Below are 20,929 nucleotides of genomic sequence, written 5' to 3'. Positions count from 1 at the left end.
TGTTGCGAATTCAGTAGCCAAGATGGCAGTCAGATTGCGATAACCTCCGCTGACCTTCCCCCGGCCACCCTCGGAGACTTCTGATGAGTGATCAGCAGCAGCTGCGCAACTTCGTCAACGGCGAGTACGTCGACCCGGTGGACGGCGGCTACGCCGACCTGATCGACCCGTGCACCGGGGAGGTCTTCGCCCAGGCGCCGGTCTCGGGAGCCGCGGACGTGGACACGGCGATGAAGGCCGCCGCCGCGGCGTTCGAGACGTGGCGGGACACCACCCCGGCCGAGCGGCAGAAGGCCCTGCTCAAGCTCGCCGACGCGGTGGAGGCCCGCGCCGCCGACCTGGTCGACGCCGAGGTACGCAACACCGGCAAGCCGCGCCAGCTCACCGCGGACGAGGAGTTGCCGCCGGCAGTCGACGAGTTCCGCTTCTTCGCCGGCGCCGCCCGCCTGCTGGAGGGCCGCTCGGCCGGCGAGTACCTGGCGGGCCACACCTCGTACGTGCGGCGCGAGCCGCTCGGCGTCTGCGCCCAGGTCACCCCGTGGAACTACCCGCTGATGATGGCGGTCTGGAAGATCGCCCCGGCGCTGGCCGCCGGCAACACCGTGGTGCTCAAGCCGTCCGACACCACCCCGGTGTCGACGCTGCTGCTGGCCGAGATCGCGTCCGAGTTCTTCCCGCCGGGCGTGTTCAACGTGATCTGCGGCAACCGGGACACCGGTCGGGCCCTCGTCGCCCACCCGACGCCGCAGCTGGTGTCGATCACCGGCTCGACCCGGGCCGGCATGGAGGTCGCCGCCGCGGCGGCACCGGACCTCAAGCGGACCCACCTGGAGTTGGGCGGCAAGGCCCCGGTGGTGATCTTCGACGACGCGGACATCGCGGCGGCGGCCGAGGCGATCGCGGTGGGCGGCTACTTCAACGCCGGCCAGGACTGCACCGCCGCGACCCGGGTGCTCGCCGGTCCCGGCGTCTACGACGACTTCGTCGCCGCCCTCGCCGAGCAGGCCCGCAACACGAAGACCGGCGCGCCCGACGACGAGGACGTGCTCTACGGCCCGCTGAACAACGCCAACCAGCTCGCCCGGGTACGCGGCTTCCTGGACCGGTTGCCCGGCCACGCGAAGGTCGAGACCGGCGGCTCGCAGGTCGGCGAGCGCGGCTACTTCTACGCCCCGACGGTGGTGTCCGGGGTACAGCAGGCCGACGAGATCATCCAGGACGAGGTGTTCGGCCCGGTCATCACCGTGCAGCGTTTCTCGGACGAGGACGAGGCGGTGCGCTGGGCCAACGGCGTCGAGTACGGCCTGTCCGCCTCGGTCTGGACCAAGGATCACGGCCGGGCGATGCGGATGACCCGTCGGCTCGACTTCGGCTGCGTCTGGGTGAACACCCACATCCCGTTCATCTCCGAGATGCCGCACGGCGGCTTCAAGCACTCCGGGCACGGCAAGGACCTCTCGGTCTACAGCCTGGAGGACTACACCCGGATCAAGCACGTCATGCACAACATCGAAGGCTGAGCCATGACGTCGAGCGAGGAACTGCACAAGCGGCGGGGTGCGGCGGTTGCCCGTGGGGTCGGGAGCGTCATCCCGGCGTACGTGGACCGGGCCGGCGGCGGCACGATCACCGACGTCGACGGTCGGGAGTGGATCGACTTCGCCGCCGGCATCGCGGTCACCAATGTCGGCAACTCCGCCCCACGGGTGGTCGAGGCGGTCAAGGCGCAGGTCGAGCGCTTCACCCACACCTGCTTCATGGTCGCCCCCTACGAGTCGTACGTGGCGGTGTGCGAGCAGCTCAACGCGCTGACGCCGGGGGGCTTCGAGAAGCGCTCGGCGCTGTTCAACTCGGGCGCCGAGGCGGTGGAGAACGCCGTGAAGATCGCCCGGCACGCCACCGGGCGGCCGGCGGTGGTGGTCTTCGACCACGCGTACCACGGCCGAACCAACCTGACCATGGCGCTGACCGCGAAGAACATGCCGTACAAGCACCGGTTCGGGCCGTTCGCCGGGGAGATCTACCGGGTGCCGATGTCGTACCCGCTGCGCGACGGTGGGCTCGACGGGGCGACCGCCGCGGCCCGGGCGATCGAGCTGGTGGAGAAGCAGGTCGGTGCGGAGAACGTGGCCGCCCTGCTGATCGAGCCGATCCAGGGCGAGGGCGGCTTCGTCGTACCCGCGGAGGGGTTCCTGCCGGCGCTGCGCGAGTGGGCGACAGCCACCGGGGTGGTCTTCGTGGCCGACGAGATCCAGACCGGGTTCTGCCGGACCGGGGACTGGTTCGCCTGCCAGCACGAGGGCGTCGAGCCGGACCTGGTCACCCTGGCCAAGGGCATCGCCGGCGGCCTGCCGCTGGCCGCCGTGACCGGGCGGGCGGAGCTGATGGACGCGGTGCACGTCGGCGGCCTCGGCGGCACGTACGGCGGCAACCCGATCGCCTGTGCCGCCGCGCTGGCGGCCATCGAGACCATGCACGAGCTGGACCTGGCCGCAGCCGCCCGGCGGATCGGCGCGACCATGGTCGACCGGCTGCGGGCGATCGCCGCCCGCGACCCGCGCGTCGCCGAGGTACGCGGGCGCGGCGCGATGCTCGCCGTGGAGATCGTGCAGCCGGGCAGCCTGACCCCGGACCCGGCCGCCACGGCGGCGATCTCGGCGGCCTGCCACGCGGCCGGCCTGCTCACCCTCACCTGCGGCACGTACGGCAACGTGCTGCGTTTCCTGCCCCCGCTCGTCATCGCCGACGAGGAGTTGACCCGGGGCCTGGACATCCTGGACGCGGCGTTCGGCTGACCGACGGTCAGCACCTGTTCGTGGCACACCATGGGTGCCATGCCATCCCCCAGGCCGCCCATGGTGTGCCACCCACGGCCGGCAGCGGGCGGAAGCGCCCGCCCGCGGCCGGGTCACGGGCCGAGGCGGCGACTGTCAATGACAAGATGGCGACGGCTTGGCGATCCGTGGTGAGGTGGGTCACGATGGGCGCGAGGAGGTCGCCGATGGCTGACCCGTGGCTTGCCCTGGAATTCGGTGCCGATCCGGCGGAGCGGATCGCGCAGGTCGGCGCCGCCCACGAAGCGTTCCTCACCGGTCGGACGCCGGACCGCGTCCGCGAGGTGGTCCGGCGCTCGTGGGAGCGGTCGGCACTGCTGGACCCGGAGACCACCGCCCCGGTCGACCTCACCGACGACGCGCTGGCGAGCTACCGCGCCGCCCACCCGCTGAACCGCGTGCTGCCCCTCTTCCGTGACCTGCTCGGCGGCATCGCCCTCGACGGCGCGCACCTCATGGCGGTCTGTGACGCGGACGGGCGGCTGCTCTGGGTGGAGGGGCATCCGGGGGTGCTCCGGCACGCCGAGCGAATGAACTTCGTGCCCGGCGCCCGCTGGGACGAGACACACGCCGGCACCAACGCCCCCGGCACGGCCCTCGCCGTCGACCACAGTGTGCAGATCTTCGCCACCGAGCACTTCGTCCGGCCGGTGCAGCGCTGGACCTGCGCCGCCGCCCCGATCCACGACCCGGCCACCGGCCGGCTACTCGGCGCGGTCGACATCACCGGCGGGGACCAACCTGGCCAACCCGCAGAGCGTCTCTGATCAGCTTTGCGATCCTGGGTCGGATTGAGTTTCCGGGATCGTTTCCCACCGTGGTGGAGATGCGTGGGCGTGGAGATGGAATCCTGCGCCCAGTGCGGCTCCTCGTGGCCGGTGGCCGGTGGTGGTGGGTGTGCTGATCGTGTTCACGCCCTGGTGTCGGTGGGCTGCGCGGGGCAGCTTCCGGTCCGTTGGTGCGTGTCCCTCCGGACGCTTGCCCGCTCGGTTGTGGGGCCGGGTGGGGGAGGGTGCCCTGCGTCGCCTGGGCGCGGGGCGTGGTGGCTTGTGCCGGGTGGGGCCGGTCTTCGACCGATCCCTCCGACTGGTCTTGGAAGTGCTTGGGGTGACGACGGCTGCGGCTTCGAGCGTGTCCACGACCGAGCGGATCACCATCTGCCCGCTGGTCTTGTCGATGACGGTCTTGCCCTGATGGGTGAGGCCGCGGGCGGCGATCCGGCGCCAGGCGCCGTGGTCGCGGTCGCCCTGCCAACCGCACCCGGTGTTGGGGCAGATGGCCCACTTCCATCCCGGTGTGGTGGGCCGGTCGGGGGCTTTACGGTGCTGTAGCGGGGTCAAACATTGCGGGCAGTGCTTGGACGTGTTGCGGGCGGGGACGGTGACCACGGCGATACCGTGCTCGGCGGCGAGGTGCCGCATCCGGTCGCTGATCTTTCCGCGGACCTGCTGGGACAGGCGCGTGTTCAGGCTGTGCCCCATGCCCTTGGCTTCCATCGACCGCAGGTCTTCCAGGTAGATGACGGTCGCCCGGGCGGCGATCGCTTGGTCGACGGTCCAGCGGGCGGCGGCCCAGGCGAGCGCGTCGTTCAGGTTTTGGCGGCGGGCGGACACGTGGCGGATCTCGCCGGCCAGCACCTCACGTTTCGCTCTCAGCTGCTCGTCGGGGCGGCCGGCGAGCAGCCGCGCGTACTGGTCGGCCTTCGCATGCAGCCGCTCGCTGTGGCGGCGCAGGCGGTGCTGCTTGGCCAGGACCCCGGCGGCCCGGAACTGTCCACCCGCCCCCAACGCCGTGATCCGCCCGCTGTCGTGCAGTCGCAGGGCACCGGCGCTGAGGAGAGTGTTGAGGCCCCAGTCCACACCAAGCGCCACCGAGTGACCGGCAGCCCGGGCCTTCGGCACGACGTGCGTGTACGCCATGTCGGCACGCACCGCCCCGTCGCTGACGCGCAGGGTCGGCAGGTGCAACACCGCCGACGCGGGAACCGTGGACGGCAGCCTGATCGAACACGCCACCCACGTCCAGTCCCGATACGTCTGCGGATCCGGACGTGACGGCAACTGCAGCCGCAGCAGCGCCCTGCCCGGGTCGGTGTCGCTGCGCTCGATGATGGCCTGCTGCCGATCACACGCGGCCAACAGCAACATCCGCGGAATCCTCGGGACGCCTTCCAACTCGAACACATCCACCGGCAGGCGACCATTGGCCTTGGCGAACGTGACGACCTGCCGGGTACGGCCATTGATGACATTCGACGGCAGATACTCGCCGCCGGGGATCGAGGCCCGCACCTGATCCCACTCCGCGGGCGTGCGCTGGCGCGGATCGGCCGGCCACGTCGACAGGACCCCGCCGGTCACGTCAGCGCGCCACTTCACCGAACGAAGAGCACGCCCCGCCTGCTCCTGCGCCATCCGCACGGCCCGGTCATTAACCCGCACACCCTCCGGCGCGGTCACCGCCCAGCCCAGCCGCCGCAGCGCCATCCACGCGTGCGACGGCAACCGCCGCCCACCCGCATCCACCCCGGCCGCCAGTACCCCCACATCCACGCGGTTCCAATGCTCACCGACCAGCGCGGCCACCATGCCCGCCACCAGATCAGCACACCAACCCACCCGCTGCGCCAACACCGCCCGAGACAGCACCTCACCGGTTGCCTCGTCCACACCGGTGCGCAGCAAGGCGCGGGCGCACACGGTCCGGGAGGCCTCGCCCTCGGCCAGCCGCAGCTTCCCGCTCACCGACTCAACGCCTCAACACCGATCCACAAAAACCGGCCCTCACGACCGGCCCACGCCACCGGAACCCTCACCGAGCCAACCAAAACGTGATGCGCCACAGGGTGAACGCCGACACGCTTCCCGGCCTTGAAAAGCCGAAACGTTCCACACAGGCCAACCTATGATCACTGATCATCGATAATCAAATCGGTTAGCCTCGCCCTGGTCCGGGCCACCGCGCGGGCCGCCGAGGCGTTCCTGGCCAACGCCGCGCCGCCCGAACCCGACGTGGTGCACGTCGCCGCGCTCGGCCGCGACGAGGCGGAGCTGCGGGCCGGCGGCCGGCGTATCCGGCTCGGCCGGCGGCACAGCGAACTGCTGGTCCTGCTGCTCGACCACCCCGAGGGCCGCACCGGCGAACAGCTTGGGCTCGACCTCTACGGCGACGACCGGTTGCACCCGGGTCACCCTGCGCGCCGAACTGTCCCGGCTGCGCCGGGCGCTCGGCGAGGAACTGCTCGACTCCCGCCCGTACCGGCTGCGGCCGGCCGTGCGCGCGGACTTCCGTACCGTCACGGAGCTGCTGGAACGCGGCGACCCGGCGGGGGCACTGCAGGCGTACCCCGGGCCGCTGCTGCCCGGGTCGGACGCGCCCGGAGTGGCGCGACTGCGCCGGCTGATCGACGGGCAGCTCCGCGCGGCCGTGCTGGCCGGCACGGACCCGGCGCTGCTCGCGGCCTGGACCGCGACGCCCACCGGCGCCGACGACCTCACCGCCTGGCAGGCCCTGGCGCAGGCGTTGCCGCCGGGCGCGCCCCGCCGGCCGCTCGCCGTCGCGCGGGCCCGCCAACTCGCCGAGGAGTACGACCTGCCGCGCGCAACGTCCCTGCAACGTCGCGGAAACTAACGTCCCCCGCCATCCACCCCTGACGGACGGCGGAGGTACCCATGACGCGCTACGACGCGCCCACCCACTGGCAGTCCCGCTACGACCACTTCATCGGCGGCGAATACGTGAAGCCGCACAGCGGCCGGTACTTCGAAAACCCCAGCCCGGTGACCGGGCAGACCTTCTGCGAGGTGGCCCGGGGCACCGCCGAGGACGTCGAGAAGGCCCTCGACGCCGCGCACGGCGCGGCCGACGCCTGGGGCCGCACCTCGGTCGCCGAGCGATCCGTCATCCTCAACAAGATCGCCGATCGGATGCAGGAGCACCTCGAATCCCTCGCCGTCGCCGAGACCTGGGAGAACGGCAAGCCGGTACGGGAGACCCTGGCCGCCGACATCCCCCTCGCGATCGACCACTTCCGCTACTTCGCCGGGGCGATCCGGGCCCAGGAGGGCTCCCTCGGCGAGCTCGACGACGACACCGTGGCGTACCACTTCCACGAGCCGCTCGGCGTGGTCGGACAGATCATCCCGTGGAACTTCCCGCTGCTCATGGCGACCTGGAAGCTGGCCCCGGCCCTGGCGGCCGGCAACGCGGTGGTGCTCAAGCCCGCCGAGCAGACCCCGGCGTCGATCCACTACCTGCTCTCGCTCGTCGCCGACCTGCTGCCGCCCGGCGTGGTCAACGTGGTCAACGGCTTCGGCGTCGAGGCGGGCAAGCCGCTGGCCTCCTCACCCCGGGTGGCGAAGGTGGCGTTCACCGGCGAGACCACCACCGGGCGGCTGATCATGCAGTACGCCAGCGAGAACATCAAGCCGGTCACCCTGGAACTGGGCGGCAAGAGCCCGAACATCTTCTTCGACGACGTCAGCGCCGCCCGCGACGACTTCTTCGACAAGGCCCTCGAGGGCTTCACCATGTTCGCCCTCAACCAGGGCGAGGTGTGCACCTGCCCGTCCCGGGCGCTGATCCAGCAGGGCCACTATTCGGACTTCCTCGCCGCGGCGGTCGAGCGGACGAAGGCCGTGCGCCAGGGCCACCCCCTGGACACCGAGACGATGATCGGGGCGCAGGCGTCGAACGACCAACTGGAGAAGATCCTGTCCTACCTGGACATCGGCCGGCAGGAGGGCGCGAAGGTGCTCACCGGCGGCGAGCGGGCCGACCTGGGCGGCGAACTGTCCGGCGGGTACTACGTGCAGCCGACCGTCTTCGAGGGTGACAACTCGATGCGGATCTTCCAGGAGGAGATCTTCGGCCCGGTGGTCTCGGTGACCTCCTTCGCCGACCTGGACGACGCCGTGAAGATCGCCAACGACACCCTGTACGGCCTCGGCGCGGGCGTCTGGACCCGGGACATCAACACCGCGTACCGGGCCGGGCGGTCGATCCAGGCCGGCCGGGTCTGGACCAACTGCTACCACGCCTACCCGGCGCACGCCGCGTTCGGCGGATACAAGCAGTCCGGCATCGGCCGGGAGAACCACAAGATGATGCTGGAGCACTACCAGCAGACCAAGAACCTGCTGGTCAGCTACTCCCCGAAGAAGCTGGGCTTCTTCTGATGGCCGACCCGGTCACCCTGACCCCCGCAGCGGCCGACCTGATCCGGTCGCTGCGGGGGCAGCACGGCGCGATCATGTTCCACCAGTCCGGCGGCTGCTGCGACGGCAGCGCTCCGATGTGCTACCCGGCCGGCGAGTTCCGCACCGGCGGTTCGGACGTCCTGCTGGCGTCGCTCGACGTCGACGGCGTGCCCGAGCCCGTCGAGTTCTGGATGTCCGCCGCCCAGTGGGAACTGTGGAAGCACACCCGGCTCATCGTCGACGTGGTCCCCGGCCGGGGCAGCGGCTTCTCCCTGGAGGCCCCGGAGGGGGTCCGCTTCGTCATCCGCTCCCGACTCGCCTGACCGGCCGGGACCTCCCGACCACGGGGAGGCCCCGGCTACCGGTCGAGGACAGCCACTGCCTCGCGCAGCTCGCGCCGAAGCTGCTCGTCCTGCCAGGCGGTGTTCGCGTAGGCCCCGCCGGTGATCACCCGCGGGTCCCGCTCGGCGAGGTCCCGCAGCGCCGGCAGCACACTCCGCGCATTCATCTCCACTAGCAGCGGGAGCACATCGCGCGTCCATCCCTCCTCGATGAGGCGGACCAGGACCGGCGCGAGGTCGTCCGGGGATCCGCCGAGCCGCCACAGCGCCCGTACCGGCGCCACCGGGCCCACCCGCTCGCCGAGCAGCTTCCACAGGGCCGGTTCGTAGGCCGGATCGGGGAACCGGGCCACCAGATCGGCGGCGGCGGACGCGGCCCACCAGCCGGTCCCGAGCACCGCCTGGACGGTGGACAGCACCGCGTCACCGTCGCCGGTCAGCTCCAGCACTGCCCGGGCCGCCAGCAGCTGCGCGTACCGCTCCGCCTCCGTCTCCATGGCGCTCCCGGTCAGGTACTCCCGCAGCCGCGGCAGCAGCGCGCCCAGCGCCGGGACCGCGTCGAAGGCATGCCGGAGCCGCCAGTCGTCGCCGTTCGGCCCCGCGTCGAACTGCCGGGCGACAGCGATCTCCACCGGCTCGACCTCACCCGTGGCCCGCCACAGCGCCACCCCGGCACAAACGTCGCCCTGGGAGGCCGTCCCCCGCAGCTCCGGCACCGCCGGCTCGGGCGCCGCCCCGATCGCGGCGAGCGCGGCCGCCACCCGGGCCGGGGCGACCGGCAGGGCGGCCACCAGCTCCGGCACGGCGGCGGAGGCGGCCGGCCCCCATCGTTCGAGCAGGGTGGCCAGCCCGGTGACCAGCGCCGGGTCGTCGGCACCGAACAGGTGACCCCGGGCCGCGGCGAGCACGGCCTCGCCGACGGGAGGCTCGTCGACCGGCAGCCGTACCTCGTGCCCGCCGGCCCAGACTGCACAGATCGCGTCGACCCAGCGCGGGTCGGCCAGCATGGCGAGGGTCTCCACCGCCCGCTGCTGGGGGGTGTATCCGGTGGCGTCCGCCACCGCCGGCCATCCGGCGGCGACCTGTGCCAGGTCATCGGCGTACGCCGCCGAGGCGGGACCGGCGGCACGAAGCACCCCGACCGTCTCGGCCCGGACACTCTCGTCCGGGTCGTGCAGCGCCGGACCCAGCAGGGGCAGCAGCAGGGCCGGGGCGGAACGCAGTTGCCGACAGCGCTCACCGATCGCGTACGCGGCGGCCTTGCGGGCCTGCGGTGCGGCGGTGAGCAGGCGACCGAGCAGGTCCACCACGAACCGCTCGTCGGCCTCGCTCACCAACTCGTCCAGGGCCTCACCCTCGCGCTGCCAGTTGTAGTCGAGCTCCACCTCCGGGTCGACCGCCGCGGCGAACGCCTCTGCGGCACTCGCCGGCCAGGGCAGCCCGGCCCGGTGGATCGCGACCACTGCGGCGACGCGTACCGGTGGCTCCTCCTGCTGCAGCGCGGCGGCCAGCAGGTCGGCGGCGCCGGCCGGGTCACGCAGCCCGAGTGCCAGCGCCAGCGCGGCCCGGACGCTCGGCACCTCCTCGACGGCCCAGCGGTCCCGCAACAGGGCGGCCGGAAGCCGGTCTCCGCACTGCGCCACCGTGTACGCCGCATCCGCACGGATCTGCGGGTCGGGGTCGGCGAGCAGCGGCGCCAGCCGGTCCGCCTGCGCCCGCACCGCCTCGCGGACCTCCTCCGCCTCGTCGCCGTACGCGTGGTGCGGGTCGGCGAGCATGCCCACGGTGGCCAGGATCTCGGATCGCTGGTGGCTGGCCGCCGACGCCAACTCCACGAGGACCGGCACGGCCGGCACCGTGGCGGAGTAGACGGTGCCCTGGTGGAAGATGCTGCCGATGATCTCGCCGAGGGCCTCCTCGACCTCGTCCTCGTCGTCCGAGGCGAGGGCCCGCAACAGGTCGGGGACGTCTTCCGCCGTCCCGTAGGCGTGGGTGAGCTGCGTCCAGTCGATCTCGTCCAGCCGGTTCAGCACCCGCCGCACTCTACGCCGCGTCACTCCTCGCCGGGTTACCCGTCGCCGTCGCAGCCCACGTCCTACCGGTGCTACTCATGCGATCTGACGAAGATCGTCTCCGTAGTCGAAGATGATCCTCAGCCTGGCCCCGAGAGCATTCGCATACCGGCTCAGCGTGGCCACCTCATTCACGTCGAGGTCGCCGTTCTCGATCTGGCTCACCCGGCCCGGCGTGACACCCATGAGATCGGCGACCTGCCGCTGGGTGAGCCCCAGCCGCTTCCGCTCCTCGGCGAGGTGGAAGGCACTCACCCACGCCTCGGTCCGAGTCCGCTCCTCCTCGTACGCCGCGTCGTCACCGCCGAGTTCGGCGCGAACCTCATCCCAGTCGTAGAACTCCGTCACGGCTCCCCCCTTCGCTCGCGCTCATTGTCGAGCCAAGTCTTGTACGCGACCTCCGCCGCTGGGATGTTCTGCTGATACCACCGCGTCCAGTTCCCGGCCTTGTTGCCCGCGACGAGGAGCACGGCCTGCGACCAGGGATCGAAGACGAACAGCACGCGGATCGCGACGTCCCGCCCCGACCGGGGCCGGAGTTCCTTCAGGTTGCGGATACTGCTGCCGCGCAACGTGTCCACGAGAGGGCGCCCCAGTCCCGGCCCGACCTCCGCCAGCTTGTCCACGGCGACCCGAACACTCTCATACGATGCTGGATCCCTCTGCCGCAGGTCGCGGAGCCACAGACGGACCTCACCTGTAACCCGGACCGACCAGCGATCCCCGGCGGCGCGCATGCCTCAACTATAGCTCTAACTAAACACGCAGGAGTGGTGCAGGATTCCGGCGCCGCGTCACGCCGGGTCGGGCGTACGGCTCTCGTCGAGCATGCCGCGCATGACCACGCTCATCATCCGGACCCGCACCGGGCGCGGCAGCGGCCGCAGGGACCAGGTGAGCAGCTTCGCCAGGCCGCCGGGCAGCACTGTGCCTCGGCGGCCGAGCGCGTTGAGGACGGGAGCCGCCACGTCGGCGGGGCGGGCGGCCAGTGCCATCCGCATCCCCGCCCGGGCGGCGAAGCCGCTGTGCACCGGGCCGGGCGCCGCCGCCAGCACGTCGATGCCGAGCGGCTTCCACTCCACGTGCAGCGCCTCGGCGAGCGCCTGCACGTACGCCTTGGTGGCCGCGTACGAGGCGGCGTGCGGGGTGCCCTGGAAGCCGACCAGCGAGGCCAGCAGCACCACGCCCCCACGCCCGCGCACGGCGAGTCGCCGCCCGAACCGCTGGGTCAGCGTCAGCACCGCCCGGCAGTTGACGTCCAGCATCTCCGCCTCGACCGAGGGGTCCGCGTCCAGGAACGACCCGGAGGTGCCGAACCCGGCGGCGGCCACCAGCAGCCCGACGTCGAGGTCCGTGCTGCCGGCGACGGCCGCGTCCACCCCGGCCGGCGTGGCGAGGTCGGCGTCGACCACCCGGGCCTGGACGTCGTACCGGTCGGTGAGCTCGTCGGCCAGGGTGAGCAGCACGTCCCGCCGTCGGGCGACGAGGACGAGGTGCAACCCGGCGGCGGCGAGCACCTCGGCGATCTCCCGCCCGATGCCCGACGACGCGCCGGTGACGAGCGCCCAGGGACCGTACCGGGCGCGGAACCGGTCCGGGTGGCGCAGCCGGCGCGGGGTACGCGGCACGGCAGCGGAGGCCGGCCCGTCGATCCGCGTGGCGGTCTCCTCCGGCGGCATAACGGACCACCCCTTCCCCGGCTGACGCTCCCTGCTCGCCACGATTCCCGGGTCAGCCGGTGGCGGTCCACCGCCATCGTGCGCAGCCAGGTGTCCGGCCCTGCCTGGCACCCGCCGTGGCGGACCGGACGGGGATCAGCCGGCCCGTCAGCGGCCGTCGAGAAGGGGTTGGCGCGGGTCCCAGGGCTGGCTGCCGGCGGCGTCCCGGCGGCGGCGGGCGATCGCCGACAACGCCTCCAGGACCACCCGGTTCCCCAGGTACGCGGTGATGTCGGCGTGGTCGTACGGCGGCGCGACTTCGACCACGTCCACCCCGACCACGGGCAGCTCGTAGCAGCAGCGCCGGACGGCGTCGAGCAGTTGCCGCGAGGTCAGCCCGCCAGGCTCCGGGGTGCCGGTGCCGGGGGCCATGCCCGGGTCGACCACGTCCACGTCGACGGAGAGGAAGACCCCCTCGCACTCGTCGGTGGCGATCCGGAACGCCTCGGTCAGGCACTCGTCGAGCCCGCGGGCCACCACCTCGGTCATCTCGTACGACCGCATCCGCTGGTCGGCCATCCAGGAGAGCGTCTCCGGGCCGGGCCAGTAGCCGCGCAGGCCGATCTGGAGGAACCGGTCACCGCGTACCGCGCCGGACTCGATGAGCCGGCGCATCGGCTGGCCGTGCCCGTGCAGCGAGCCGAATTCGATGTCCCCGGTGTCGGCGTGCGCGTCGAAGTGCACCAGCGACACCCGGCCGAGCCCGTGGTGGCGGGCGACCCCGGTGGCGTCGGGCAGCGCGATGGAGTGGTCGCCGCCGAGCACGATCGGGATCGCCCCGGCGGACGCGACCGCGTGGACGGCGGATTCCAGCGCGGACAGCGACCGTTCGATGTCGCCGGAGAACATCTCCACGTCGCCCGCGTCGTAGACGCGGAGGTCCTGCAGGCCGTCCACCCGCAGCGCCAGCGACGGGCGGGAGCCGTCGTGCGGCAGGTAGCAGGCCTGGCGGATGGCGGACGGGCCGAACCGGGTGCCGGGCCGGTGCGAGGTGCCGCCGTCGAAGGGCGCGCCCACGATCACCACGTCCGCGTCCGCGTAGCTGACCGGCTCGTCCAGGGTGCACGGGGGCACCCCGAGGAACGTCACGTCGGGGCCGAACATCGGGCCGTAGCGGGTCACCGCTCCTCCATTCCCCACGGCGAGCCGTAGCCGGTCAGCAGGTCGAGGAAGGGCCGCGGGGGCAGCGCCTCCGGGCCGAGCACCCCGGTGCCGGACCAGGCGCCGGTGGCCAGCAGTTCCAGCGCGACCACCGGGTTGATCGCGGTCTGCCAGACCACCGCCTGGTGGCCGTACTCCTTCATGGACCACTCGTTGTCGACCACGTGGTAGAGGTAGACCCGCCGTGGCCGGCCGTCGACCCCGGTGCCGGTGACGTACGTCCCGGCGCACGTCTTGCCGCGCATCCGGTCGCCGAGGGTGGCCGGGTCGGGCAGGCAGGCGGCCACCACGTCGCGCGGGGCGACCTCGACGCCGCGCACCGACACCGGGCGGGTCGAGTCGAGGCCCAGCTTGTGCAGGGTCTTGAGCACCTCGATGAACTCGTCGCCCAGGCCGTACTTGAAGGTGACCCGCTTGGCCTTCACCCAGCGCGGGATCAGCAGTACCTCCTCGTGCTCCACGTTGACGCACTCCACCGGGCCGATCCCCGCCGGGAACTCGAACACCTCCGGCTCCGAGAACGGCGGGGTGGTGTACCAGCCCCGGTCGGCGTCCCAGATCACCGGCGGGTTGAGGCACTCCTCGATGGTGGTCCAGATGGAGAACGACGGGGCGAAGTCGTAGCCGTCGACGGTGAGGTTGGCGCCGTCGCGTACCCCGATCTCGTCGATCTCGGTGAAGAGTTCATCGGCGGCGTAACGGGCGAAGACGTCGGACAGGCCCGGCTCGACGCCGATGCCGCAGAGCGCGAGCCGACCGGCCCCGGACCACTGCTCAGCGAGAGCGAACTGGTCGTCGCCGAGCTTCACCCCGGTCTCCGCGTACGGATGCGCGGGGTGCGGGCGGGACAGCGACATCGCCATGTCCAGGTAGTCGGCCCCGGCGGCGAACGCGCCCTCGAAGATCGGCATGACGAAGCGCGGGTCGACCGCGTTGAGCACGTGGGTGATCCGGTGCTCGCGGCAGAGCGCGGCGACCGCCTCCGCCGACGAGGCGTCGAGCGGGGCGGCGACGAACCGGGTGTCGTAATCCGCGATGGCCCGGCTGGCCCGGCCGAGGTCGTAGTCGGCGACCACCATCGTCTCGAAGAAGGAGCGGCGGGCGGCGATGGCGACGGCGGCGGAGCCGACGCCGCCGGCGCCGACGAGCAGGATGCGCATCAGGAATCGAACCCCAGTCCAAGACGATCGAGCGTACGGAGCCACCCGTTGCGCCGCCCCTGGCGCGCGTCGGCGCGGGCGAGCGACCAACGGGTGAGGTTGATGCCGGCGGCGCGGAACGGCTCCGGCGGGAACGGCAGCGGCTTGCTGCGCACCAGGTCAAGCCGGGTCAGCGGAGTCTCCTCCCCGCCGAGCAGGTCGAGCATCACCCGGGCGCCGAACCGGGTCGCCCCGACGCCGAGCCCGGTGAACCCGGCCGCGTACGCCAGCCGGCCCTCGTACGCGGTGCCGAAGAACGCGCAGAACCGGGTGCAGGTGTCGATCACCCCGCCCCAGCGGTGGCTGAACCGGAGACCCGCCAACTGGGGAAAGGTGGTGAAGAAGTGCTCGGCTAGGGCGGTGAAGGTGGCCGGCCGCTGCGCCAGCTCCGGGGCCATCCGGTTGCCGTAGTGGTAGACCGCGTCGTACCCGCCGAAGAGGATCCGGCCGTCGGCGGTGATCCGGTAGTAGTGGAACTGGTTGCCGACATCGGCCAGGCCCTGCCGGTTCGCCCAGCCGATCGCCTTCTGCTGGACGGGCGTCAGCGGCTCGGTCATCAGCGCGTAGTCGTATACCGGGACCAGCCAGGCGCGCAGCCGGCGCAGCAGTGGCGGGAACGCGTTGGTGGCGAGCACGACCTGCCGGGCCCGGACCACCGCGGGCGCCCCGTCCGGGCCACCGGCTGTCGTCGCGCGCAGCGCGCCGCCGTCCCTGTGCAGGCCGGTGACCCGGGTGTGCTCGTGCAGGCGTACGCCCAGGTCGAGGGCGGCGCGGCGGAGCCCCCAGGCGAGCTTCGCCGGGTCGAGCAGGGCCACCCGGTCCCGGTCCCACATCCCGCCGAGGTACGTCGGCGAGTCCACCTCGGCGCGTACCTCGTCGCGGTCGAGCAGCCGGACGTCGTGGCCGTACCGGCGGGCCAGCTCGGCGTCCTCGGCGAGCCCGGCGAGCTGGTACGGCTCGACGGCGACCGCCAGCTCGCCGGTCCGCTCGAAGTCGCAGTCGATGTCGTGCCGGGCCACCGTGGCGGCGATGGCTGCCAGGTTCTCCCGGCCGAGCCGCTCCAACTCGTCGATCTCGCCGGGGAACCGGTCGACGCCGTTGGCCAGGCCGTGGGTGAGCGAGGCGGCGCAGAACCCGCCGTTGCGCCCCGACGCCGCCCAGCCGCAGGTGCCCGCCTCGACCAGCAGCACGTCCCGGTCCGGGTCGGCCTCCTTGGCCAGCAGGGCGGTCCAGAGCCCCGAGTACCCGCCACCGACCACCAGCAGGTCAGCGTCGTGCGGACCGGCCAGCGGCGGCAGCGGGTCGGGGCGTTCCGATCGGTCGAGCCAGTACGGGACGGGCGCGGCGTCGGCCAACGCCCGGCCGGTATGCGGGAGTTTCATGATCCGCTCATCGCCGATGGGCGGGGCGCGACGGGGGTCGCGAGGGCCGCCCGCCGGGCTCGCCGGCCGCGCAGCGAGCTGGCCCCGACGAGCAGCAACGCGATCACGAACATCGCCGTGCCGATGACGTTGACCTGCGGCGGGATGCCCCGCTGGGCGGCGCCCCAGACGTACATCGGGAAGGTGACCGTGGTGCCGGCGTTGAAGTTCGTGATGATGAAGTCGTCGAAGCTCAGCGAGAACGCGAGCAGCGCGGCGGCCACGATGCCGGGCAGCACCAGCGGCAGCGTGATCCGCCGGAAGGTCTGCCACTCGCTGGCGTACAGGTCCATGGCGGCCTCCTCCAGCCGCCGGTCCATGCCGGCGAGCCGGGCCTTCACGGTGACCACCACGAACGACACGCAGAACATCACGTGCGCGATGACGATGGTCCAGAAGCCCTGCGGCACCCCGGCGGCCACGAAGAGGGCGAGCAGCGAGGTGCCCATCACCAGTTCGGGGGTGGCCATCGGCAGGAAGATCAGCCCGTTGATCCCGGCGCGCCCCCGGAAGCCGTGCCGGACCAGGGCGAACGCCATCAGGGTGCCGAGGATGGTGGAGACCACCGTGGCGATCAGCCCGATCTCCATGCTGCGGATCACCGCGTCGCACATGTCGGAGGTGGCGCAGGGCTGCGTCCAGTTGTCCAGGGTGAACTCGTTGAAGTCGTAGGACAGCCGGCTGGACGGCCGGTTGAAGGAGAGGCCGGCGACCACCAGGATGGGCAGCGAGAGGTAGCCGAGGACGAGCAGGGCGGCACCCATCACCCACCGGTCGGCCAGCCAACGGCGCATCAGAACTCACCTTCATTCGCGACTGCGGTGCCCGGCTGCGCTGCGCTCCTCGCGCGCATCACAGCACCTCCTCGGTGCCGGCCTTGCGCAGGTAGACGAAGACGATCGCGAGGATCGCCGCCATCAGCAGGAACGACAGGGCCGCACCCTGCGGGTAGTCCAGCCGGACCAGGAACGCCGAGTCGATGACGTTGCCGATCATGTATTGGTTCGGGGTGCCGAGCAGTTCGGCGTTGATGTAGTCACCGGTCGCCGGGATGAAGAAGAGCAGCGTGCCGGCGATCAGCCCGGGCATGGACAGCGGCAGGGTGACCTTCTGGAAGGCCCGCAGCGGGCTCGCGTACAGGTCACTGGCCGCCTCCAGCAGGCGCGGGTCCAGCCGCTCCAGGCTCGCGTACAGCGGCAGCACCAGGAAGGGCAGGAAGTTGTACGTCAGGCCGAGCACCACCGCCACCGGCGTGGCCAGCAGCCGGCCGTCCGGCCCGAGCAGGTGCACGTCCCGCAGCAGCCCCACCACCCAGCCGTTGTCCGACAGGATCGTCTTCCAGGCCAGCGTACGGACCAGGAAGCTGGTGAACATCGGCGCGACCACCGCGACCAGCAGCAGGTTCTTCCAGCGGCCGGCCTTCTGGGCGATCCCGTACGCCAGCGGGTAGCCCATCAGCAGGGCCAGCACCAGCGCGATCGCCGAATAGAGGAACGACCGGACGAACTGCGGCCAGTACGCCTGCAACGCCTCCGGGTAGTTGCCGACGGCCCAGGTCATCGCGTACCCGGTGGAGAGGGATCCGCCCGGGTCGTAGAGGCTGGCCGCGGCGAGCTGGAGCAGCGGCAGGGCGAAGAAGACCAGCAGCCAGGCCGCGCCCGGCAGCAGCAACAGGTACGGCAGCGCCGTGTGACGTCCCCGCCGGGGTGGCGGCGCTGCCCCCTGCCCCGACGAGGTCGGTACGTGGGCCAACGCGCTCACGAGAGCACACCCACCGGCGGCTGGTCGAGCAGCGGGGTGGTCTGGTCGTCCGCACCGGATTCGCGCGGCAGCAGGAACGCGTGCCGCGGGTCCCAGTGCGCCACCACCGCGGCGCCGAGCGGCAGCTGGCCGCCGACCCCGCTGTTGGCCGAGAACGCGGACAGCTCGCTACCCCACGCCGTCCGCACCAGATACTGGGTGCTCACGCCGACGTAGGACGCGTCGGTCACCACGCCGCCGACGTGCTGGTGGCCGGTGGGCACCTGCTCGGGGCGCTCGACCAGGTGCAGCTTCTCGGGGCGTACCCCGAGGAAGACCGACCCCCGGTCGACCCGGGCCCGCTCGGCGGGCACCGAGAAGCGCAGGCCGTGCGCGGTGACCAGCGCGTCGTCCCCGCTCCGCCCGGCGGCCTCGCCGGCCAGCAGGTTGGACTGGCCGAGGAAGTTCGCCACGAACGCGGTGGCCGGGTACTCGTAGAGGTCGGCGGGCCGGCCGAGCTGCTCGATCCGCCCGGCGTTCATCACCGCGACGGTGTCGGCCATGGTCATGGCCTCCTCCTGGTCGTGCGTGACGTGCACGAAGGTGATGCCGACCTCGGTCTGGATCCGCTTCAGCTCGATCTGCATCTGCCGGCGCAGCTTCAGGTCGAGCGCGCCGAGCGGCTCGTCGAGCAGCAGCACCTGCGGGTGGTTGATCAGCGCGCGGGCCAGCGCGACCCGCTGCTGCTGGCCGCCGGAGAGCTGCGCCGGCCTGCGCCGGCCGTACCCTTCGAGCTGCACCAGCGCGAGCATCCGCTCGACCTGGTCGCCGACGTTGCGGATGCCTCGCCGGCGCAGTCCGAAGGCCACGTTCTCGTGGATGTCGAGGTGCGGGAAGAGGGCGTAGCTCTGGAACACGGTGTTCACCGGCCGCTTGTACGGCCGCAGCCCGGCGATGTCCCGGTCGCCGAGCAGCACCTGCCCGCTGGTCGGCTCCTCCAGCCCGGCGATCATCCGCAGCGTGGTGGTCTTGCCGCAGCCGGAGGCACCGAGCAGGGCGAAGAAGGAGCCTTGCGGGATGGTCAGGCTGAGGTCGTCCACGGCGGTGAAGACGCCGAACCGCTTGGTCAGGTTGGCCAGGCGCAGGTCGCCGGCCGGTGTCTCGTGTCCCATCGTCCTCACGCCCCGATGACCTTCTGGAACTTGGCCTCGTACTCCTTCTCCCGCTGCTCGTCCAGGGCCATGAAGCCCCGGGCCTTCGACAGCAGTGCCTCGTCGGGGAAGATGAGCGGGTTCTTGGCCAGGTCCGGATCGAGCTTCTCCATCTCGGCCTGCGCACCCTTGACCGGACAGATGTAGTTGACGTACGCGGCGAGTTTCGCGGCCACCGCCGGGTCGTAGTAATAGTTGATCAGCTCTTCGGCGTTCGCCTTGTGGCTGGCCTTGTTCGGCACCAGCATGTTGTCCGACCAGAGCATCACGCCGGACTCCGGCGACACGAACTTGATGTTGTCGTTCTCGAAGCCGAGCTGGATCACGTCACCCGACCAGGCGATGCAGGCGGCGATGTCGCCCTTGTTCAGGTCCTGGGAGTAGTCGTTGCCGGTGAACTTGCGGATCTGCCCCGAGTCGACGGCCCGCTTGAGCTTGGCCAACGCGTCGTCGAACTGGGCGGTGGTGAAGTTCGAGGGATCGTGGCCGTTGGACTGCAGCAGCAGGCCCATGGTGTCCCGCATCTCGGACAGAGCGGTCACCTTGCCCTTGAGGTCGGGGCGGGTGAGCAGCTCGTCGACCGTACGGATCTCCTTGGTCACCTTGGCGTTGTATGCGAGGGCGGTCAGGCCGGACTGCCACGGGACGGAGAGCTGGCGGTCCGCGTCGAAGGACGCATTGCGCAGCGAGGGCAGCAGGTTGGCCTCGACGTTGGGCAGCTTGGCCTTGTCCAGCTTCTGGATCCAGCCGAGCCGGATCATCCGGGCGGCCATCCAGTCGGTGAGCACCACGAGATCGCGCCCGGTGGGCTGGCAGCCGGCGAGCTGGTTCTGCACCTTGCCGAAGAACTCGTTGTTGTCGTTGATGTCCTCGTTGTAGGTCACCTGGATGCCGGACTTGGCGATGAACGCCTCGATGGTGGGCCGCTTGGACTCGTCCTTCTCGTCGACGTCGATGTACTGCGGCCAGTTGGAGAAGGCCAGCTTCTTCTCCGTCGCGGAGAGATCCTCGCTCTTGCAGCCGGCCTCGGTCTGTTGGGCGCCCTTCGTGCCGCAGCCGGCCAGGGTGCCCGCCGTCGCGAGCAGTGCGGCCGACCCGAGGGTGCCGGTGAGCAGACCACGCCGGGTGAGGGGCCGGAGGGGACTACGCATGTGACGACTCCTAAGGGGCATCGTCGGCGGCGGAACGGGGGAGGCGCGCCGGCGGGAGGGTCATGGCGATGGACGACTGATCCTGACATGGTGTGACCTCCCTTACAAGGGATTCCGTTGTTGGATTAGCCAGCGACCACGAAATACGCCAGACTGCGCCGGAGCACTACGCTCAGCGCGAAGGAACCGGACAGGGGAGCGGTCGATGGCCAACCGGCAACTGGAGAACGGAAACGGGGCGCGCCGTGTCACCGTGCGCGAAGGTGCCAGTCACGTTCTGCTCGACGACGTGGCTAAGCAGATCATCGAGCAGCTCCAGGAGGACGGCCGGCGCCCGTACGCGACCATCGGCAAGGCGGTCGGCCTCTCCGAGGCGGCGGTCCGCCAGCGGGTGCAGCGCCTGCTCGACGCCGGGGTCATGCAGATCGTCGCGGTGACCGATCCGCTCCAACTCGGCTTCCCCCGCCAGGCCATGATCGGCCTGCGTACCGACGGGGACCTGGAGGCCGTGGCCGACCGGCTCGCCGACTTCGAGGAGATCGACTACGTGGTGATCACGGCCGGCTCGTTCGACCTGCTGGCCGAGGTGGTCTGCCGCAACGACGAGCACCTGCTGGAGATCCTCCAGAAGCTGCGCAGCGTCCCGGGCGTGCTGGCGACCGAGGCGTTCGTCTACCTGAAGCTGCGCAAGCAGACCTACAGCTGGGGCACGGCCTGAGCCTCGCCACGACACGGCGCGGGTACGGATTCCGTTGCCATCAACCCAACAGCACGCTAATTCCGTCGCCTAGACGCCACTGGACTACCGATCCCACTTGCTTCGGCGGCACGGACTGTGGGATAACCGTGGGCAGAGCGGCCGGTTTCACCCCTTGACCGGCCC

17 protein-coding genes and 2 pseudogenes are annotated in these 20,929 nt (G+C 71.5%); 7 read left to right on the top strand and 12 right to left on the bottom strand.

Annotated features, from left to right (window positions below; all coding sequences use genetic code 11):
• Positions 1-83: 83 nt before the first annotated feature.
• From ACFYM6_RS08440 to ACFYM6_RS08430, 3 genes and pseudogenes are all read left to right on the top strand, one after another.
• Positions 84-1,520, top strand: coding sequence for a gamma-aminobutyraldehyde dehydrogenase (locus ACFYM6_RS08440; RefSeq protein ID WP_387273490.1), 1,437 nt, complete (start codon positions 84-86; stop codon positions 1,518-1,520).
• A gap of 3 nt (positions 1,521-1,523) precedes the next feature.
• Positions 1,524-2,795, top strand: a complete 1,272-nt coding sequence (gabT, locus tag ACFYM6_RS08435; RefSeq protein ID WP_387273488.1) for a 4-aminobutyrate--2-oxoglutarate transaminase — start codon at positions 1,524-1,526, stop codon at positions 2,793-2,795.
• Positions 2,796-3,001: 206 nt separating this feature from the next.
• Positions 3,002-3,599, top strand: a pseudogene (locus tag ACFYM6_RS08430) (transcriptional regulator); the annotation flags it as partial.
• A gap of 2 nt (positions 3,600-3,601) precedes the next feature.
• On the opposite strand, the gene ACFYM6_RS08425 reads toward ACFYM6_RS08430, so the two are convergent.
• Positions 3,602-5,578 (bottom strand): zinc ribbon domain-containing protein, encoded by a 1,977-nt coding sequence (locus ACFYM6_RS08425; RefSeq protein WP_387273486.1) that lies wholly within the window; start codon positions 5,576-5,578, stop codon positions 3,602-3,604.
• A 192-nt stretch (positions 5,579-5,770) separates the two neighbouring features.
• On the opposite strand from ACFYM6_RS08425, the pseudogene ACFYM6_RS08420 reads away from it, so the two are divergent.
• The 3 genes and pseudogenes from ACFYM6_RS08420 to ACFYM6_RS08410 form a co-directional block, all read left to right on the top strand.
• Positions 5,771-6,464, top strand: a pseudogene (locus tag ACFYM6_RS08420) (transcriptional regulator); the annotation flags it as partial.
• A 41-nt stretch (positions 6,465-6,505) separates the two neighbouring features.
• Positions 6,506-8,011 carry an aldehyde dehydrogenase gene (adh, locus tag ACFYM6_RS08415; RefSeq protein WP_387273484.1) on the top strand — a complete coding sequence of 502 codons (1,506 nt, stop codon included), beginning with the start codon at positions 6,506-6,508 and terminating at the stop codon, positions 8,009-8,011.
• Positions 8,011-8,355 (top strand): DUF779 domain-containing protein, encoded by a 345-nt coding sequence (locus ACFYM6_RS08410; protein WP_387273482.1) that lies wholly within the window; start codon positions 8,011-8,013, stop codon positions 8,353-8,355. Before adh ends, ACFYM6_RS08410 begins: the two co-directional genes overlap by 1 nt.
• A 35-nt stretch (positions 8,356-8,390) precedes the next feature.
• On the opposite strand, the gene ACFYM6_RS08405 is transcribed toward ACFYM6_RS08410, so the two are convergent.
• The 11 genes from ACFYM6_RS08405 to ACFYM6_RS08355 form a co-directional block, all read right to left on the bottom strand.
• A complete protein-coding gene (locus ACFYM6_RS08405) occupies positions 8,391-10,406 on the bottom strand; it encodes a hypothetical protein (protein ID WP_387273480.1) in 2,016 nt (671 codons plus the stop codon).
• A gap of 75 nt (positions 10,407-10,481) precedes the next feature.
• The gene (locus ACFYM6_RS08400) at positions 10,482-10,793 is read right to left on the bottom strand and encodes a helix-turn-helix domain-containing protein (RefSeq protein ID WP_302768334.1); all 312 of its coding nucleotides are present in this window, start codon (positions 10,791-10,793) and stop codon (positions 10,482-10,484) included.
• Positions 10,790-11,182, bottom strand: a complete 393-nt coding sequence (locus ACFYM6_RS08395) for a type II toxin-antitoxin system RelE/ParE family toxin (protein ID WP_387273478.1) — start codon at positions 11,180-11,182, stop codon at positions 10,790-10,792. Before ACFYM6_RS08395 ends, ACFYM6_RS08400 begins: the two co-directional genes overlap by 4 nt.
• Before the next feature lie 57 nt (positions 11,183-11,239).
• Entirely contained in the window at positions 11,240-12,124 is an 885-nt protein-coding gene (locus ACFYM6_RS08390) for an SDR family NAD(P)-dependent oxidoreductase (protein ID WP_387273476.1), read from the bottom strand.
• Positions 12,125-12,271: 147 nt separating this feature from the next.
• The gene (gene speB / locus ACFYM6_RS08385; protein WP_387273474.1) at positions 12,272-13,285 is read right to left on the bottom strand and encodes an agmatinase; all 1,014 of its coding nucleotides are present in this window, start codon (positions 13,283-13,285) and stop codon (positions 12,272-12,274) included.
• On the bottom strand, positions 13,282-14,484 hold the full coding sequence (locus tag ACFYM6_RS08380; RefSeq protein ID WP_387273472.1) for a saccharopine dehydrogenase family protein: 1,203 nt from the start codon (positions 14,482-14,484) through the stop codon (positions 13,282-13,284). The genes speB and ACFYM6_RS08380 overlap by 4 nt, the downstream gene beginning before the upstream one ends.
• On the bottom strand, positions 14,484-15,905 hold the full coding sequence (locus ACFYM6_RS08375; protein WP_387273470.1) for an NAD(P)/FAD-dependent oxidoreductase: 1,422 nt from the start codon (positions 15,903-15,905) through the stop codon (positions 14,484-14,486). The genes ACFYM6_RS08380 and ACFYM6_RS08375 overlap by 1 nt, the downstream gene beginning before the upstream one ends.
• Entirely contained in the window at positions 15,902-16,738 is an 837-nt protein-coding gene (locus ACFYM6_RS08370; protein WP_387273468.1) for an ABC transporter permease, read from the bottom strand. The genes ACFYM6_RS08375 and ACFYM6_RS08370 overlap by 4 nt, the downstream gene beginning before the upstream one ends.
• A 58-nt stretch (positions 16,739-16,796) precedes the next feature.
• Positions 16,797-17,705, bottom strand: coding sequence for an ABC transporter permease (locus tag ACFYM6_RS08365; protein WP_387273466.1), 909 nt, complete (start codon positions 17,703-17,705; stop codon positions 16,797-16,799).
• The gene (locus ACFYM6_RS08360; RefSeq protein ID WP_387273757.1) at positions 17,702-18,856 is read right to left on the bottom strand and encodes an ABC transporter ATP-binding protein; all 1,155 of its coding nucleotides are present in this window, start codon (positions 18,854-18,856) and stop codon (positions 17,702-17,704) included. Before ACFYM6_RS08360 ends, ACFYM6_RS08365 begins: the two co-directional genes overlap by 4 nt.
• Before the next feature lie 5 nt (positions 18,857-18,861).
• Positions 18,862-20,046 carry a PotD/PotF family extracellular solute-binding protein gene (locus tag ACFYM6_RS08355; RefSeq protein ID WP_387273464.1) on the bottom strand — a complete coding sequence of 395 codons (1,185 nt, stop codon included), beginning with the start codon at positions 20,044-20,046 and terminating at the stop codon, positions 18,862-18,864.
• A 205-nt stretch (positions 20,047-20,251) separates the two neighbouring features.
• Here ACFYM6_RS08355 and ACFYM6_RS08350 point away from each other — a divergent pair, with 205 nt between their 5' ends.
• Entirely contained in the window at positions 20,252-20,764 is a 513-nt protein-coding gene (locus ACFYM6_RS08350; protein ID WP_073832829.1) for an Lrp/AsnC family transcriptional regulator, read from the top strand.
• Positions 20,765-20,929 lie beyond the last annotated feature (165 nt).

Origin of the sequence: Micromonospora sp. NPDC006431, assembly GCF_042870725.1 — a bacterium.
Lineage (GTDB): Bacteria > Actinomycetota > Actinomycetes > Mycobacteriales > Micromonosporaceae > Micromonospora.
This window is presented reverse-complemented; position numbering and strand designations above follow the sequence as displayed.

Excerpts from the sequence above, each read along its gene's own strand:
- ACFYM6_RS08350 (WP_073832829.1), top strand. The coding sequence starts at position 20,252 with ATGGCCAACCGGCAACTGGAGAACGGAAACGGGGCGCGCCGTGTCACC.
- gabT (WP_387273488.1), top strand. The coding sequence starts at position 1,524 with ATGACGTCGAGCGAGGAACTGCACAAGCGGCGGGGTGCGGCGGTTGCC.
- adh (WP_387273484.1), top strand. The coding sequence starts at position 6,506 with ATGACGCGCTACGACGCGCCCACCCACTGGCAGTCCCGCTACGACCAC.
- ACFYM6_RS08410 (WP_387273482.1), top strand. The coding sequence starts at position 8,011 with ATGGCCGACCCGGTCACCCTGACCCCCGCAGCGGCCGACCTGATCCGG.
- ACFYM6_RS08355 (WP_387273464.1), bottom strand. The coding sequence starts at position 20,046 with ATGCGTAGTCCCCTCCGGCCCCTCACCCGGCGTGGTCTGCTCACCGGC.
- ACFYM6_RS08380 (WP_387273472.1), bottom strand. The coding sequence starts at position 14,484 with ATGCGCATCCTGCTCGTCGGCGCCGGCGGCGTCGGCTCCGCCGCCGTC.
- ACFYM6_RS08395 (WP_387273478.1), bottom strand. The coding sequence starts at position 11,182 with ATGCGCGCCGCCGGGGATCGCTGGTCGGTCCGGGTTACAGGTGAGGTC.
- ACFYM6_RS08440 (WP_387273490.1), top strand. The coding sequence starts at position 84 with ATGAGTGATCAGCAGCAGCTGCGCAACTTCGTCAACGGCGAGTACGTC.
- ACFYM6_RS08375 (WP_387273470.1), bottom strand. The coding sequence starts at position 15,905 with ATGAAACTCCCGCATACCGGCCGGGCGTTGGCCGACGCCGCGCCCGTC.
- ACFYM6_RS08390 (WP_387273476.1), bottom strand. The coding sequence starts at position 12,124 with ATGCCGCCGGAGGAGACCGCCACGCGGATCGACGGGCCGGCCTCCGCT.
- ACFYM6_RS08370 (WP_387273468.1), bottom strand. The coding sequence starts at position 16,738 with ATGCGCCGTTGGCTGGCCGACCGGTGGGTGATGGGTGCCGCCCTGCTC.
- ACFYM6_RS08360 (WP_387273757.1), bottom strand. The coding sequence starts at position 18,856 with ATGGGACACGAGACACCGGCCGGCGACCTGCGCCTGGCCAACCTGACC.